The 16,558-nt window shown below is 64.1% G+C and carries 13 protein-coding genes and 1 pseudogene; 8 read left to right on the forward strand and 6 right to left on the reverse strand.

Annotated features, from left to right (window positions below):
- Positions 1-67: 67 nt before the first annotated feature.
- The 3 genes from RSPPHO_RS06100 to htpX all read right to left on the reverse strand — a co-directional run bounded on the left by RSPPHO_RS06100 (position 68) and on the right by htpX (position 1,969).
- Positions 68-436 (reverse strand): NifU family protein, encoded by a 369-nt coding sequence (locus RSPPHO_RS06100; protein WP_014414389.1) that lies wholly within the window; start codon positions 434-436, stop codon positions 68-70.
- 42 nt (positions 437-478) lie between these two features.
- Complete coding sequence (locus RSPPHO_RS06105) at positions 479-820, reverse strand: HesB/IscA family protein (RefSeq protein WP_014414390.1); 342 nt, start codon at positions 818-820, stop codon at positions 479-481.
- Between the two features lie 264 nt (positions 821-1,084).
- Positions 1,085-1,969: a zinc metalloprotease HtpX gene (htpX, locus tag RSPPHO_RS06110; RefSeq protein ID WP_014414391.1), complete on the reverse strand. Its 885-nt coding sequence runs from the start codon at positions 1,967-1,969 to the stop codon at positions 1,085-1,087.
- A 100-nt stretch (positions 1,970-2,069) separates the two neighbouring features.
- Between htpX and RSPPHO_RS18785 the strand changes: the two genes are divergently transcribed.
- From RSPPHO_RS18785 to RSPPHO_RS06145, 8 genes and pseudogenes are all read left to right on the forward strand, one after another.
- Entirely contained in the window at positions 2,070-2,237 is a 168-nt protein-coding gene (locus RSPPHO_RS18785; RefSeq protein ID WP_014414392.1) for a DUF1674 domain-containing protein, read from the forward strand.
- 213 nt (positions 2,238-2,450) lie between these two features.
- Entirely contained in the window at positions 2,451-2,987 is a 537-nt protein-coding gene (locus RSPPHO_RS06115; protein ID WP_014414393.1) for a TetR/AcrR family transcriptional regulator, read from the forward strand.
- Between the two features lie 75 nt (positions 2,988-3,062).
- Positions 3,063-4,223 carry an efflux RND transporter periplasmic adaptor subunit gene (locus RSPPHO_RS06120; protein ID WP_041794632.1) on the forward strand — a complete coding sequence of 387 codons (1,161 nt, stop codon included), beginning with the start codon at positions 3,063-3,065 and terminating at the stop codon, positions 4,221-4,223.
- A gap of 10 nt (positions 4,224-4,233) precedes the next feature.
- A complete protein-coding gene (locus RSPPHO_RS06125) occupies positions 4,234-7,308 on the forward strand; it encodes an efflux RND transporter permease subunit (RefSeq protein WP_014414395.1) in 3,075 nt (1,024 codons plus the stop codon).
- 68 nt (positions 7,309-7,376) lie between these two features.
- On the forward strand, positions 7,377-8,036 hold the full coding sequence (locus tag RSPPHO_RS06130; protein WP_014414396.1) for a LolA family protein: 660 nt from the start codon (positions 7,377-7,379) through the stop codon (positions 8,034-8,036).
- Between the two features lie 395 nt (positions 8,037-8,431).
- Positions 8,432-9,003, forward strand: a pseudogene (locus RSPPHO_RS06135) (fumarylacetoacetate hydrolase family protein).
- A 167-nt stretch (positions 9,004-9,170) separates the two neighbouring features.
- On the forward strand, positions 9,171-10,616 hold the full coding sequence (locus tag RSPPHO_RS06140) for a hypothetical protein (RefSeq protein ID WP_041794635.1): 1,446 nt from the start codon (positions 9,171-9,173) through the stop codon (positions 10,614-10,616).
- 414 nt (positions 10,617-11,030) lie between these two features.
- The gene (locus tag RSPPHO_RS06145; protein WP_014414399.1) at positions 11,031-12,599 is read left to right on the forward strand and encodes a benzoate-CoA ligase family protein; all 1,569 of its coding nucleotides are present in this window, start codon (positions 11,031-11,033) and stop codon (positions 12,597-12,599) included.
- A gap of 153 nt (positions 12,600-12,752) precedes the next feature.
- On the opposite strand, the gene pufA is transcribed toward RSPPHO_RS06145, so the two are convergent.
- The 3 genes from pufA to RSPPHO_RS06150 all read right to left on the reverse strand — a co-directional run bounded on the left by pufA (position 12,753) and on the right by RSPPHO_RS06150 (position 16,552).
- Complete coding sequence (gene pufA, locus RSPPHO_RS18790) at positions 12,753-12,905, reverse strand: light-harvesting antenna LH1, alpha subunit (protein WP_014414400.1); 153 nt, start codon at positions 12,903-12,905, stop codon at positions 12,753-12,755.
- A gap of 86 nt (positions 12,906-12,991) precedes the next feature.
- Complete coding sequence (locus RSPPHO_RS20925) at positions 12,992-13,399, reverse strand: light-harvesting protein (protein WP_242390579.1); 408 nt, start codon at positions 13,397-13,399, stop codon at positions 12,992-12,994.
- 33 nt (positions 13,400-13,432) lie between these two features.
- Positions 13,433-16,552, reverse strand: a complete 3,120-nt coding sequence (locus RSPPHO_RS06150; RefSeq protein ID WP_041794636.1) for an efflux RND transporter permease subunit — start codon at positions 16,550-16,552, stop codon at positions 13,433-13,435.
- Positions 16,553-16,558 lie beyond the last annotated feature (6 nt).

Consider the following 16,558-nt stretch of genomic DNA (forward strand, 5'->3'; position numbering starts at 1 on the left):
ACCGCGAAGCACACCAAAAAACGACGGCAAAACCAGGGCCGTCACGAGGGCGTTCCCTCGCCCCTCCTCAGGAGGGCGTGCCCTCGATCGCCGCCACCGCCACCCGCGTCGGGCGCCGGGGTGCCGACGACGCATCAATGACGTGAGACGGGATCACCCGCACCGGCCGACCAATCCCCTCCATCAAGCGCTGCTGGATCCCCGACAAGGTGATGCTGGAGAGCTGGCAGCCGACACAGGCCCCGTCCAAGGTAACGTAAATTCGGTTGTCCTCGATCCGATCGACGCGGATATCACCGTTGTCGCGTTGCAGACGCGGCCGAATCACGGTCTCGATCAGGGCATGAACCCGAGCCTCGAAGCTCTCGCTGCCCGGCTGGGGCGCGGCAACGGCTGACGCCAGGGGGGACGACACGGACGAAACGGGTGCGGTCATGGGGCATCCTCCGGGGGGGCAAGACAGGGGGGCGAGGGGGRATTACGAAGAACAGGTCGGCGCATCGCCAGAGCCGCCGCAGCTACACAGGCCGGCTGCCTTGGGGTTGTCGAACACGAACCCGGGCACGCCGTCTTCCTCGACAAAATCAAGAGTGGTTCCATCGATCAGGGGCTGGCTTTCGGGATCGATGAACAGCTTGGCCGACCCCAGATCAATCACATGATCGCCATCAGCCGCGGCCCGCTCCAGGCCCAGGCGATAGACAATCCCGGCGCACCCTCCCAGGCTGACACGCACCCGCAACCCGGCGGGATGGTCGGCGCAGCGGCCCACAACGGCGCGAACGGCGTCGGCGGCCCGGTCGGAAAGGGACATCATCATGGGGGGACCTCCGGGATCTAACGGCGATACCGCTTGTTAAGCAAGCGATGTGCCAGTTATCCACAGGCTTGATTTCCCTGCCTTTCCTCGGAAGCCCCCATGGCGGGTTCCCGACAATCCTGCCCCCGCGCGGTACATTGTCGGAAAGACGACAGCGGTTTTTTTGCGCTCTACGGCCAAAAAGAGAAAAAGCCCCGGGCATTTCGCCCGGGGCCTTCGGTCTTCGAGAACGAGAGGGGCCCTCGCGCCTCCCCCGGCTTGTTCTTACCCCCAAGGCCCCGACAAACGCGGCGACAGGCCGGCCATTTGCCGCAGCCGGGCGATCCGGTTGGCGGTCGAAGGGTGGGTGGTGAACAGGTTATCCATCGCCCGCCCGTTCAACGGATTGATAATGAACAGGTGCGCCGTGGCCGGGCTTTGTTCGGCGCTGGGGTTGACGATGCCGCGCGCCGCGTGTTCGATCTTTTCCAGAGCATTGGCCAGCCACATCGGTTGGCCGCAGATCTCGGCCCCGGCCGCATCGGCCCGGTATTCCCCGGTGCGCGAGATGGCCATTTGCACCAGCATCGCGGCAAAGGGCGCCAGCAGCATCAGGACCAAGGTCCCCACGGCTCCCAAGGCCGAGCCGCCATTCTCCCGGTCATTGCCGTTGGAGCCGCTAAACAAAAAGGCGAAGTTGGCCAGCATGGACACCGCGCCAGCCAGCGAGGCGGTGAGGGTCATGGTCAAGGTGTCGTAGTGCTTCACGTGGGCCAGTTCGTGCGCCATGACCCCGGCCAGTTCCTCGGGGGTCAGGCGGGCCAGCAGGCCGGTCGTCGCTGCCACGGCTGCGTTTTTCGGGTTGCGGCCGGTGGCAAAGGCGTTGGGCTGCTCGGTGTGGATGATATACACCCGGGGCATGGGAATCTCGGCGCGCCGCGCGAGTTCGGCAACAATACCGTAGTAGTCCGGGGCACTCTGGGCATCGACCTCGACGGCGTTGTGCATGCGCAACACCAATTTGTCGGAGGTCCAGTAGGCGAGCGCATTCATGCCCAGGGCCAAAACCAGGGCGATGATCATACCGGCCTGCCCCGCGATCAGGGTGCCCACGCCCATGAACAGGGCGGTCAGGACAGCCAGCAACAAGGCGACTCGGGCGAACGACATGAGAGTGTCCTCTCTTCATGGACGACGAACAAGGGCTGAGATAAGGCGTGGGTATAGCGCGTCAAGCCGGCGCGCACTCCCGCTATTTCTGGAGGAAGCCATGCCCGAGCAACGCCCCTCGACGTCCCCCGAGCCCTCTCCCCCGACCGTCTCCCCCGAGCCCTCTCCCCTACCCCCGGCGCCGCCCCCCGAAATTGGCGGCCCCCGTGGCCCCGAACCCACCCGCTACAACGACTGGGAACGCAACGGCCGCTGCTCCGATTTCTAACCCCCAAAAGCCGAGGAGTCTGGGGAAGCCGCGCCTCCCCAGCCTTCCCTTCTTCCTGTGCCCCCCGCCGCCCCACCGGGCGGTTTTTTTATGCCCAGAACGCAAGGCAGATATGCCCTCACCGCAGTGGACAACGGGTCCAGTACACCGCATATCCGACTTTCTTTAGGTGTACCGTCCAGACGGTCTACATTCTCAGACAGGATCCCAGGCATGGCAGGACAAGAAACCCGCACCCGCATCGTGGACGCGGCCATGAGAATCGTTCGGGAACAAGGCGCGGCCCGCTTGACCCTCGACGAGGCCGCTCGCCATGCGAACGTGTCGAAGGGGGGAGTGTTGTATCACTTTCGCTCCAAAGACGAGTTGATCCGGGCCATGGTTCAGCGCCTGATCGCAGAATACGAAGATCAGATCATCCGCCAGTACGAACAAGAACCCGAGGGGCCCTATCGGTGGGCACGGGCGCAAGTTCGGGCCTCTTTCCAGCCTGATAATAACTGTAATGACCCAGTTGGCGCGGCGGTCCTTGCGGCGGTCGCTCTTAATCCCGAACTCCTGGCTCCTATTCGGGAGTTGTTCACCAGCTTGCTGGAACGCATGCGCGCCGACAGCCCCGATCCTGACCGGGCCATGCTGGTGGGCTTGGCCCTTGACGGCCTGTTTCTCAATCGCGTCACTGGACTCAACCTTCACGACAACGAAAGCCTCTCCCGTTTGTGTAATACAGCAATGTCCCTTTTAACGTGATCTCCTTGTGCCTCTCTTCTCCCGGGAGGGTTCCCACCACCCGCGGTGACCAACCCTGACCTTCGAGGAAATCTCATGAGTTTCAAACGCATGGCCATCATGGTGGTGGGCGCAACGGTCTTGTTTGGCGGGGTGATCGGCTTCACCCAGTTCAAGCAAAAGATGATCGAAGACTATTTTGCCCATATGCCGCGTCCTTTGGTGACGGTCACCGCCGAAACCGCAACCCAGGAACACTGGAGCGTCTCGGTGCCCGCCGTGGCCACCTTGCGCGCCGTCAACGGCGTGGATGTCAGTCCCTCGGTCGCCGGGCAAATCACGGCGCTGCGCTTCCAGTCCGGGCAGATGGTGCGCCAGGGCGAGCCCCTGGTTCAGCTTGATATCGACGAGGAGCAAAGCCTCCTCGCCTCGGCCCGGGCCAGCGCCTCCCTCGCGCGCATTACCGCGGCGCGCGCCTCCAGCTTGGTGCGGACCAGTGCCGGCACGCGTGCCAGCCTAGACGATGCCGAAGCCCAGGTGCGCATCACCGAGGCCAAGATCAACGAAATCGAGGCGCAGATCGCCAAAAAAACCATCCGCGCCCCCTTTAGCGGTCAACTGGGCGTGCGATTGGTTGATCTTGGCGAATACGTGGCCGCGGGGCAAGCGCTGGTCAATCTTCAGGATCTTTCCGTCATCCTGGCCGATTTCAGTGTCTCGCAGCGCGATCTTTCCTTGTTGCAGCCCGGCGCGCCCCTCACGCTGACCTCCGACGCTTGGCCCGACCGGACCTTTGAAGGCAGCGTGACCGCCGTCGCCCCCCAGATCAACGCCAAGACCGGCATGGTGAGTGTCGAGGGCCGCTTCCCCAATCCCGATGGGACCTTGCGCCCGGGCATGCTGGCCCGCGTCAAGGTCATGCAGCCCGTCCAGGAAAATGTCCTGACCGTGCCCGTGTCGGCCGTGACCTATGCCCTGTCGGGCGATGCGGTCTTTGTGTTGCGCCCGGCGCCCGCCGCCGATGCCGATACCAAGCCCGACGCCAAATCCGACACCCCCAAGGCTGACACCCCCAAACCCGACGCCCAAGCCGAGCGAGTGCGGATCACCTTGGGCGAACGCCGGGGCGACCGCGTGGTGGTGAAGGAGGGATTGAGCGACACCGACCGCGTTGTGACCTCGGGTCAGATGAAGCTGGAAAACGGCTCGCTGGTCTTGGTCTCGCCCCACCCCTTGAGCGCCGCCCAGGCCCGCTAGGACCCCCGCCATGTCTGTTTTCGATCTCTTTATCAAACGACCGGTGCTGGCGTCGGTCCTGAGCTTGCTGATCTTGGTGATTGGCCTCCAGGCCTTGTTCACGCTGCCGGTGCGCCAGTACCCGGAAATGAAAAACACCGTCATCACGGTGACCGTGACCTATCCTGGCGCCGACGCCGACCTGATCCAGGGCTTTATCACCCAGCCCTTGCAGAAGGCGGTTTCGACGGCCAAGGGCCTCGACTACCTGGAATCGAGCTCGACCCAGGGCCAAAGCGAGGTCAAAGCCTATGTGCGCTTAAACGAAGACCCCAACGCCGCCATGACCGAGGTCACGGCCAAGGTCAACGAGGTGCGTTCGACCCTACCGCGCGGCATCGACGATCCGGTGATCAAGAAGGAAACCGGCGATACCTTTCCCTCGGCCTTCATTGCCTTTTCCTCCACAGCCCACGATCAGGCCCAGATCACCGATTACGTCAACCGCGTGATCCAGCCAAGGCTGGCGGCCGTCCCCGGCGTGGCCAATCCCGAGGTGTTCGGCTCCAAGGACTTTTCCATCCGCGTTTGGCTCGACCCCGAGCGCATGGCGCAAAAGGGGATCACGCCGCAAGACGTGCAAACCGCCCTGACCGGGAACAACTATACCTCGGCGGCCGGCCGAACCCAGGGCACGTTCGACATCCTCAACATCAAGGCCAAGACCGACCTCACCGACGTGAGCCAGTTTCGCGAGATGGTGGTGGTCAACGACGGGGCCCGTTTGGTCCGGCTGGCCGACGTGGCCGACGTGACCTTGGCCTCGGCCAGCGAGGACACCACCGTGTTCGCCTCGGGCCAGCCGGCGATTTTCGTGGGCGTGTTCACCACCCCGGAAGCCAACCCGCTGACCGTGATCGGCCAGATCCGCGACGAGGCCCTGCCCGAGATCACAACCCAGTTGCCCGAGGGTATGTCGGCCTTCATGGCCTATGACTCGACCGTGTTTATTGAGGAATCTATCCGCGAGGTGGTGAAAACCATCCTCGAGGCGGCCCTAATCGTGATGGTGGTCATCTACCTGTTCATGGGCTCGCTGCGCTCGGTGCTGATCCCGCTAGTCACCATGCCGCTTTCGCTGGTGGGCGTGACGATCTTGTTGCTGGCGCTTGGCTTTTCCATCAACCTGCTGACCCTTCTCGCCATGGTGCTGGCCATCGGCTTGGTGGTCGATGATGCCATCGTGGTGGTGGAAAACATCCACCGCCATATCGAGGAGGGCCGCTCCCCCCTCAGCGCCGCCTTGATCGGCACGCGCGAAATCGCCCTCCCCGTGATTTCCATGACCATCACCTTGGCGGCGGTGTATGCGCCGATTGGCTTCATGGGCGGGCTGACCGGCGCCTTATTCCAGGAGTTTGCCTTGGCGCTAGCCGGCTCGGTGATCGTTTCGGGCCTTATCGCCCTCACCTTGTCGCCCATGATGTGCTCGAAGCTATTGCGCCATGAGGAAGACAAAAAGGGTCTGGCCGCACGGCTCGATGCCATTTTCGATGCCTTGCAACAGCGCTATGGCCGCATGCTCAAGGCCTCTCTCAACGACCGCGCTTCCACGGTGGCCTTCGCCCTGATCGTGTTGGTGAGCCTGCCGTTTTTGTTCATGGCCGTGCCATCGGAACTAGCCCCCGAGGAAGACCAAGGCGCGGTGTTGAGTGTCTTCGACGGCCCCCCCCAGGCCTCCAACGCGTACATGAATGTGTTTGTGGACCAGATCAACACGGCGCTCTTGTCCTACCCCGAGGCCGAGCAGACCTTTTTGATCGCCGGCATGGGCAATCCCAACAACGGGTTCGGAGGGATTTCGCTCAAGCCCTGGGGCGAGCGCGAGCGCGATGCCGCCACCTTGATCGCCGCCGTGCAGCAGAGCATGAACGGCATTGCCGGCGTGAAGGCCTCAGTGTTCAATCCGGCGGCGCTGCCGGGCTCGGACGGCCTGCCCGTGCAGTTCGTCGTCAGCTCGACCGCCCCTTACGAAACCATGACGGAAATCGCCGACGCCATGATGGCCAAGGCCCGCGCTTCCGCTCGCTTCGCCTTCATCGACCTCGACCTCAAGTTCGATACCCCGCGCTCGGTGATCGAGATCGACCGGGACAAGGCCGGCGCCTATGGCGTGTCCATGGAGGCCATCGGCGGCGCCTTAGCCCTGATGACCGGCGGCAACTACGTCAACCTCGTCAACCTTCAGGGCCGGTCCTACAAGGTGATTCCCCGCGTGCCCGACGACGCCCGCCTGGACCCCACCGCCTTGGGCCGCTTCCATGTGCGCACCGACAGCAACACCTTGATCCCGCTCTCGTCACTCATCACCGTGCATCGCGAGGTGCAGCCCCAGTCGCTCAAGCAGTTCAATCAGTTGAACTCCTTCACCATCTCGGCCTTTCCCATGCCGGGCGTCACCCAGGGCCAGGCGCTTGACGTGCTCAACGGCGCCGCCCGCGAGCTGCTGCCCAAGGGTTACTCCGTGGATTACATGGGCCAGTCCCGCCAGTTCGTGCAAGAAGGCAACGCCCTGGTGCTGACCTTCGCCCTGGCGCTCATCATCATTTTCCTGGTGCTGGCCGCCCAGTTCGAAAGCTTCCGCGACCCGCTGGTCATCCTGGTCTCGGTGCCGTTGTCCATCAGTGGGGCGCTTATTCCCCTTGCCATCGGCGCCGCGAGCATGAACATCTACACTCAGGTCGGGCTGGTGACTCTGATCGGCCTGATCACCAAGCACGGCATCTTGATGTGCGAGGTGGCGCGTGAGCGTCAGGAACAAGAAGGTCTCAGCCGGCGCGAGGCCATCGAGGCGGCGGCGCGGCTGCGGCTGCGGCCCATCTTGATGACCACCGCTGCCATGGTCTGCGGCCTGATCCCCTTGCTGTTCGCCGGCGGTGCCGGGGCGATGAGCCGCTTTTCGATCGCCGTGGTCATCGTGGCCGGCATGAGCATTGGTACCTTGTTTACCTTGTTCGTTCTGCCCGTGGTGTACACCTTCCTCGCGTCCGACCGCCGGCCGGCCGAGGGGGCCGATGTCGGCCCTGGCCTGACCCCGGCCGAATGACCTTTGCCCCAAGGACCCGGCCCCCCCCGGGTCCTTCTGTTTTTCGTTCTGGCTGATCGAGGAGTGCGATGCGTCGTTCCCACCTGTTTGCCCTGGCCCTGGCCCTGGGGCTTCTGGCCGGCGGTGTTCCCGCCCCGCGCGCTGGGGAAACGCCGGCCCAGACCAGCATTTTGCCCCAGCTTACGCCGGAACAGCGCGCCTTCGTGGCCCGCGCCGAAGCCTTTTTGAATGACCTGCGCAGCGTTCAGGCCCGGTTTCTTCAGATTTCCTCGACCGGAAACTACGCCGAAGGCACCGTTTCCTTGCTGCGGCCCAATCGCCTGCGGCTCGATTACGATCCACCAGCCGAGATTTTGGTCGTCGCCAATGGCTCCCACCTCATTTACAACGACAAGAAGCTCGACCAAGTCACCTACATCGGCCTCGACGAAACACCGCTCGGCGTCTTGCTGCGTGACCACATTGTCTTAAGTGACCCGCAGATCACCCTGACCGGCTATCGCGAGGCCGGCGGCGTGGCCGAGATTTCGCTGGTCCAGACCAAGGATCCGGGGCAGGGCACGTTGACCTTGGTCTTTACCGTTGATCCGGTGGACTTGCGCCAATGGCGGGTGCTCGATGCCCAGAACATTGAGGTGACGGTCTCGCTGTTCGACCCTCGGCGCGACATCAAGCTCGACCCCAAGTTGTTTCAGTTCTCGGCGCCCACGCAACGTCGCGACCGCTGATCCTTCTCTTTGGTATGCAGAAAAAGCAAAGCAGCCCTGCGTATTGCGCATTGGATTACACCGCCCCCTCCCCCATCTTTAGAGCAACTGACGGGACAGACCGTCACAGGAAGGTTGGTTCCCCACCACCTTCCCGCTCCGCGAAGGAGGTGCCGCGTCCGGTCCTCCCCCCTGGCCGGATCGCGAAGGAGGACGCCCGGTAGCCCCCCTGCCGGGCGTCCTTATTTGCGGGATACGGCTTTGGTTTTCCCCCGTTCTCTCGCCCGGAGATGCCCTTGTCCTTCGTCCTCGCCGACTGGCCCCGTCCCGCCCTGACCCTCCAGGGTAGCCCCGACCTATTCCCGGTGCGGCGCGTCTTTTGTGTGGGCAAAAACTATGCCGACCACGCCCGCGAAATGGGATCGGATCCCGAGCGGGAGCCTCCCTTTTTCTTCTCCAAGCCGGCCGACGCCCTGGTGCCTGGCGGCGGCGACATCCCCTATCCCAGCGCGACTAGCAATCTCCACCACGAGGTGGAACTGGTGCTGGCCCTCAAGGAGGGCGGCGCTTCCCTGGCCCCGGAAAACGCCTGGGGGTGCGTCTGGGGGGTGGCCGTGGGCCTTGACCTGACCCGGCGCGACCTTCAGGCCGCCGCCAAGGCCAAAGGACAGCCCTGGGACATGGCCAAGGGCTTCGATGCCTCGGGCCCCGTCGCCCCCTGACCCCGATCGCCGCCGCCGGCGACGTGACCAAGGCAACCCTGACCTTGAGCGTCAACGGCAGCGTGCGCCAAAGCGGCCGGGTTGCCGACATGATTTGGTCGGTGCCCGAGATTATTGCCTGTTTGTCGCGGCTGGTCACCCTTCAGCCGGGCGACATCATCTTTACCGGCACCCCGGCCGGCGTCGGGCCGGTGGAAGCCGGCGACGTTTTGGAGGCCACCTTGACCGGCTTGCCCTCCTTGCGCGTGCGCCTCATCGACGCGTGAGGGGACGCGTGAGGGAAGGCTGGGGAGGTGCCGCCTCCCCAGACCCCTCGTTCCCTTGAGCCTTTTGCCTCGGTCGCGCCAACGTGCCATACTCCGGTCGAGATTGTCCGCCGCCCACGAAAGCAGACAAACTCCAGGCCCCCGCATCGCCACCGAGAGAGCCCAGTGTGACCGGTCCCTATGTTCCTCTCCTGGTCGCCGCCATCCTGTCGGTGGGATGGCTGGTGACCTATACTCTCGTCCTCGCCCTCAACCCGGCTTGGCCCGGGCTTGCCGTCCTGGGTCCTGGCGAACTGAGCGCGGTCATCGCCGCCGGGATTTTGCCGCCAACGCTGACCTGGGCGATCGCTCTTGGCGTGTCGCTAGCGCTCTCGGCCCATGACCTGCCCCGGGTCTTGCGGGGGCTGGCGCTGCATTCTCGCCGCGCCGCCGAGGATGTCGAGGCCCTGGGGCGAACCGTCATCATGATGCAAGAGCAGGCGCGGCGCCGAGCCCACCTCGACAGCATCGACCTTGCCTTCAAGGACATGAACGCCCAGTTAGCCCAGATCATGGAACGGGTCGGCCTGACCGGGCGCGACGAGACCGAGACCCTGTGGGCTCTCACCGGCACCGGCCACCCCTGGGCCTTCGCCGATCCCTTTCTCGCCTCGGCCGAGGCCACCGGCCCCAACTTCGCCGAGCGCCTTGCCACCCGGCTCGCCCAAGACCCCCAAGGCGCCGTGGCGGTTGAAATCTTCTTGCGCCGCTACGCCCATGTCTCTCGCCTCGCCCACGAGCACGACGAAAACGGCCTGTTGAGCGGCCTGCTCGCCGATGGCCCCCTCGACCGGGTGGCCGCGGTCTTGACCGGGGTCAACGGACGCCTGACCCAAGCCCCCCCCGCGTCGCCCACCGAACCGCTTGAGCCCTCGGCCCCCCCCGTCGCCGACCCCGGCACGCCCGCCCCCAACGCTCCCCCGCCGCCGCCCCCGCCAGCGGCGACCGTGGCGCCTCCCGATACAACGCCGGTCTGGCGTCCCGGCCGGGGTCCGGCCCGCGACCAGGACGACACCATCGCCCGCGAGGCCATCGAGGCGCTCCAGCCGCCCCTGAGTGCCGATCCCCCCGAGCGGCCCTTGGCGGCCCCGTCCCTGTCGGCCCTCCCGATCCTCTCCAAAACGGAGCCCGAGCCGTCCTTGGCCCCGACCGAGCCCGATCTCGCGCCGGCCCTCCAGGCCGAAGACCCTCCACCTTCCGAAGACGACCTCGTCGCGGACCGTCGATCCCCGCCCTCCTCGCCCTCGCCGGTGCCCCGCGCCCCCCGAGGCAGCTTGGCCGAGCGCCTGGAGCCGGGGCCGGGACCGGGGCCACGCCCCGAGCCGGCAGTGGCCCCGGCCCCACCCGCCCCGCCCGCCCTGCCGCCCTATCCCCGGATCACCCGCGACGAGATGCGGGCCATCCAGGAGCGGGTGGCCTCGACCTTGAGCCGGGCCACTGCCCCCCCGGAGCCCGAAGACGACGACGCCATGATGATCGAGGACGTCCCCCGAGAGCCGCCCGCCCATCTCTTTCGATCGCGTTTTCTTTTACAATGTCAAACAGCACACCGGCGAACCGGCAATATTGACTAACCACTTAGCTTCGACTACCGTCACATCGTCAGATGCTTCGTTCGTCGTCACCAAGGCGGCGGTTTTTACTAGCACCGCCCCACCGTGTCAACCGCTTTTTTTCAGGGCCGCCACACCGGCTGAAGCCAACGAAGCGACCCGGGCGGTCAACCGCATCGGGAGGCCGGGTTATAGAGAGTGCCCCTCAGCAGCGCAAGCCAAAAAATCGAGGGGTCTGGGGAGGCAAGCCTCCCCAGCCTTAAATCACGGAAAACCAAGGCCGGGGAGGCAGGCCTCCCCAGACCCCTCGATCCCGTAAGGGAGCGTGGCCTCGCCCCTCAGCGCAACGCACCTCTGAGAAAAGAAAGACACCACAAGACGAGGCTTTAGTGCCATACCGGGATCCCCCTTTCCCCGAGCCAAGGGACAGACGCGATGGCCTCAGCGCTGCCACACCGCCCCACCCCCCTGACCTTTCCCAGCGATTTCAACGTGGCGCGCTGGTTTATCGACCGCCACCGCCTGGAGGGGCGGGGAGACAAAGTCGCCATCCTGACAGATCAGGAAAGCGTGACCTACGCCGACCTGGAGCGACGGGTGAACCGGTGCGCCCATGCTCTGTTGGCTCAAGGCTTGGAGCGGKGGGACCGCGTTCTGATGGCCATCAAGGACTGCCCGGCCTTTTTTTATATCTTCTGGGGAGCCATCAAGGCCGGGCTGATCCCCGTCCCCCTGAACACCTTGCTCCGCCAAAACGACTACGCCTTCCTGATCGGCAACTCGGAATGCGCCGCCTTCTTGTACTCCCCTCCCATCGCCGGGGAAGTGGAGCCCGCCTTGGCCCGGGGTCCTCACCGCCCCTCCTTGACCCTGAAAGTGGACGAGGCCACGGCGCCCGGTCTCTTCGAACACGGACCGGACACCTTTGACGCGGTGCCGGCTGGCCCGGACGCGGACTGTTTCTGGCTTTACTCTTCTGGCTCCACCGGCCAGCCCAAGGGCGCAATCCACCGTCACCGCGATATGGTGGTGACCAGCGAGAACTACGGGGTTCAAACGCTCGGGATCTCCGAAAACGATCGTTGTTTCTCGGCGGCCAAGCTGTTCTTTGCCTATGGCCTGGGCAACGGCATGACCTTTCCGCTGTGGGTGGGGGCAACCAGTATCCTCTTGGCCGAGCGCCCCACCGCCGAGGCGACCTTCGCCATCATCGAGGATTTCCGCCCCACCCTTTATTTTGGGGTCCCAACCCTCTACGCGTCCCAGCTTCAAACCATGGACCGACGAGCCCCTGACCTTTCCTCGCTTCGCCTGTGCGTCTCGGCCGGCGAGGCCCTGCCGGCCGACATTTTCCGCCGCTGGCGCGAGGAGACGGGGTTGGTCATTTTGGATGGCATCGGCTCGACCGAAGCCCTGCATATTTTTATTTCCAACCGAATCGACGAATGGAAGCCCGGCTCTAGCGGGCGTTTGGTGCCCGGCTATCAGGCCCGCATCCTGGATGACGACGAGCGGGAACTGCCTCCCGGAACCCCGGGACGCCTTGTCATTCGGGGCGACTCGATCGCCCGGGCCTACTGGCGTGATCCCGAAAAAACAGCGGCGACGATGGTGGACGGCTGGCTGAACACCGGTGACACCTATTCGCGCGACGAGGACGGGACCTTTTATTACCACGGCCGCTCCGACGACATGCTCAAGGTCGGGGGGATCTGGTGTTCTCCGTTTGAAATCGAGGGCGCCCTGATCGAGCACCCCGCCGTCTTGGAAGCCGCCGTGGTGGGACGGGCCGATGCCGATGGTTTGGTCAAGCCGGAGGCCTGGGTGGTCCTTGACGACGCCACACGCCCCACGTCCTCCCTGGAAGACGACCTGAAGGCCCACTGCAAGCAGCGCCTCGCTCCTTACAAATACCCCCGGCGCTTTCGCTTTATTGATGAGCTCCCCAAAACGGCAACCGGCAAGATCCAACGCTTTCGCCTGCGCAACGACGACGGTGTGTAAGCCCCGGTCGGCAGGGGGGAAACGCCCCCCCCCGCTCTCTCGCGAGGTTTTGGCCAATAAAAAACCCACCCGGGGCTATGCCACCGGATGGGTTCTTTTTCAGGGCCTTTCCGCGCCGGACCAAGCCCGCCGCAGGAAGGATCCGCGAGAGCCTTACAGGCCCTTCGCGATGAAGCCCTTGAACAGGTACTGGGACAGCGGGCCGCCCAGAACGAACAGGTGAATGATGGTCACCAGGGTCACCAGGATCGCGGCAGACGCGAACAGGGCCTGAGCGGGGTTAACCAGCAGCCAAACTCTCCACATGGCCTAAGCCTCCTAATAGATTTTTACGTGAGATCCGGACCAGAAGCGGGAGCCCAAGGCGTATGCCTGAGGCTCAACCGAGCTTCTTAGAACCAGGGCAGGTAGTTGTAGGTGAACACGTGCGCCGCGGCGGACAGCACAACCCACAGGGCCAAGCCCTTCGTGTACCAGCCGTGGAATTCCTGAGCTTCGGCTTCGGTCAGACCCGACGGATAAACCTTGTCAGCCATGATATTCCCTCCAAGAGAAACGAGATAAATTTGAATTCGACAGAAACGCGACCCTTCAACAGAGGCCTTTGCTTCTCCTTCCTTTTTCATCTCGCCGCCTAGCACAGCCAGATGTTTTTTGGAAGGTCGCAGAGTGCTGTGTGCGCCCTGCTTGTCTCTGGAACAGACCATATTCAGACGCGAGCTGCCTGTCAACGGCCACAATGTGGCCGCAATGCTTTTTTTCGGGGTCATGAGGGAAAGGAGGGGCTTGGGGAGGCGCACCTCCTCAGGCCCCTCCCTTCCTCTCGTCGGCTTTCAGGCCTCCTTCGTCCGATGGCCCCGGCGACCAAACAGCCCAAGAATGGCCACGAAGAACAACGGAACGAACAGGATGCCCAGCACAGTGGCTGCGATCATGCCGCCCATCACGCCCACCCCGATGGCGTTCTGGCTGCCCGAGCCCGCCCCATCGGCGAGGGCCAACGGCAGCACGCCCAGGATGAAGGCGAGCGAGGTCATGAGAATGGGCCGCAGACGCTGACGCGCCGCCTCGATCGCTGCCTCGGCGAGGCTCATGCCCTGGTCATACAAAGCCCGGGCAAACTCGACGATCAAGATGGCATTCTTGGCCGAGAGACCCACCGTGGTGAGCAGGCCAACCTGGAAGTACACGTCATTAGGCAGCCCGCGCAGATGGGCCGCCGCCACGGCCCCCAGGATGCCGAGCGGCACCGCCATCATGACAGCAAACGGAATGGACCAACTTTCATAGAGAGCGGCCAGACACAAGAACACCACAAGAATGGAAATGGCGTAGAGCGCCGGAGCCTGAGAGCCCGACAGGCGTTCTTCATAGGACAAGCCGCTCCACTGGTAGCCAATGCCGGGGGGTAACTGGGCAGCCATCGCCTCCAGGGCGGCCATCACCTCGCCGGTGCTGCGCCCCGGGACGGGCTGGCCCTGAATCGCGCGCGACGACACGCCGTTGTAGCGCTCCAGACGGGGCGAACCATACACCCAGGTGGCGTCGGAAAAGGCCGAGAACGGCACCATCAGGCCCTTGTCGTTGCGCACGTACCAGCGGTCGATGTCGGAGGGCAGCATGCGATACGGGGCATCGGCCTGGACATAGACCTTCTTGACCCGGCCCTTGTCGATGAAGTCGTTCACGTAACTGCCACCCCAGGCCGCCGACAAGGTGGTGTTGATGTCGTCGAGCGACAGGCCCAGCGCGCTGGCTTTGTGGCGGTCCACGCTCACGCGGAACTGGGGCGTATCATCAAGACCATTGGGGCGCACCGCGGTCATGATCGGGTTTTGCGCCGCCATGCCCAGAAGCTGGTTGCGGGCCTGGATCAAGGCTTGATGCCCCACCCCGCCCAGATCGAGCAACTGGAAATCAAACCCGGACGCATTACCCAGCTCGATCACAGCCGGCGGCGTGAAGGCAAAGACCATGGCGTCGCGGATGCCCGAAAAGACCCGCATGGCCCGCTTGACCACCGCGCCCACCTTCTTGTCCGGGTCCTCGCGCAAACTCCAGTTCTTGAGGTTGACGAAGGCGATGCCGGTATTCTGACCGCGCCCACTGAAGCTGAACCCGGCGATGGCGAACAGGCCGTTGACCGTGTCTTTTTCGGTTTCCAGGTAGTGATGTTCAACCTGCTTGATCACCTCCAAGGTGCGCTCGGTGGTGGCGCCGGGCGGCAGGGCGATCTGAGTGAACAAGATGCCCTGGTCTTCCTCGGGCAGGAAGGCCGTGGGCAGGCGAGAAAACAGCAGGCCAAGGCCGCCGACCAGCAAAAAGAACAGCAGGAAAAAGCGTTTCTTGCGCCCGAGAATCCCGCGCACCCCCCCCAGATAAACGCGGTTGCCCCCATCAAAGGCCCGGTTGAACCAACCGAAAAAGCCGGTCTTGTGGGCGTGCTCGATGTCGGCGGGCTTAAGCAAGGTGGCGCACAAAGCCGGGGTCAGAACGAGGGCCACCAGCACCGAGAGCGCCATGGCCGAAACCAAGGTGATGGAAAACTGGCGGTAAATCACCCCGACCGAGCCACCAAAAAAGGCCATGGGGATGAACACCGCCGAAAGCACCAGACCGATGCCGACCAGGGCGCCGGTGATCTGGTCCATGGAGCGCCGGGTCGCTTCGCGCGGTGGGAGCTTTTCTTCGTGCATCACACGTTCGACGTTTTCCACCACCACGATGGCGTCGTCCACCAGCAAGCCGATCGCCAACACCATCCCGAACATGGTCAAGGTGTTGATGGTGAACCCCAACGCGGCCAGCACCCCAAAAGTGCCCAGCAACACCACCGGCACGGCGATGGTCGGAATGAGGGTAGCGCGGAAGTTCTGCAAGAAAAGGTACATCACCAGGAAGACCAGGACGATGGCCTCGGCCAGGGTCTTGACCACTTCCTCGATGGATAGTTTCACAAATGGCGTGGTGTCGTAGGGGTACTGGACCTCCATCCCCGGGGGGAAGAAGGGCTTCAGTTGCTCGATGCGGGCGCGCACGGCCTGGGCGGTGTCCAGGGCGTTGGCGTCGGCCGAGAGCTTGATGCCAAGACCCGAGGCGGGCTTGCCGTTGTAGCGGCTGACCACGTCGTAACTCTGGGCCCCCAGCTCGATGCGAGCGACGTCGGCCAAACGCAAGGAGGAGCCGTCCGGGTTGACCCGCACCAAGATCGCCCCGAACTCCTCCACGCTCTGGAGCTGGGTTTGGGCGATGATGGTGGCGTTGAGCTGCTGACCCGGCATGGCGGGCAGGCCGCCCAGTTGCCCGGCGGTGATCTCGGCGTTTTGCGCCTTGATAGCCTTGACCACATCGGTGGTCGCGAGGCCATAGGCGTTGAGCTTGGTGGGGTCGAGCCAGATGCGCATAGCGTGCTGCTGGCCGAACACCGTGACCTCGCCCACGCCGTCCACCCGGCTGATCGGCTCTTGCAGGTTGGAGGCGACGAAGTCGGAAATGTCATACTGGGTGAGGCGCCCGTCGCTTGAAACGAAGGCCACCACCATCAAGAAGCTCTTGACCGCCTTGCTGACCGTCAGGCCCTGCTGCTGCACGGCGAGCGGCAGCAGGGGGGTCGCCAGTTGCAGCTTGTTTTGCACCTGGACCTGGGCAACATCGGGATCGGTGCCGGCATCGAAGGTCAAGGTGATGGAGACGTTGCCGGTCGAGTCGCTGGTGGAGGACAGATAGGCCAGCCCGTCGATACCGTTCAGCTTTTGCTCGATGACCTGGGTGACCGTGTTCTCCAGGGTGCGGGCCGAAGCCCCGGGATAGCTCGCGGTGATGGAAACGGCCGGGGGAGCAATCTTGGGATACTGGGCGATCGGCAGTTCCAAGATGGCCAGCGCGCCGGCCATCATGATCAGCAAGGCGATCACCCAGGCGAAGACCGGGCGGTCGATGAAAAATCGCGACATGGCGGG

The organism is Pararhodospirillum photometricum DSM 122, from assembly GCF_000284415.1.
Lineage (GTDB): Bacteria > Pseudomonadota > Alphaproteobacteria > Rhodospirillales > Rhodospirillaceae > Pararhodospirillum > Pararhodospirillum photometricum.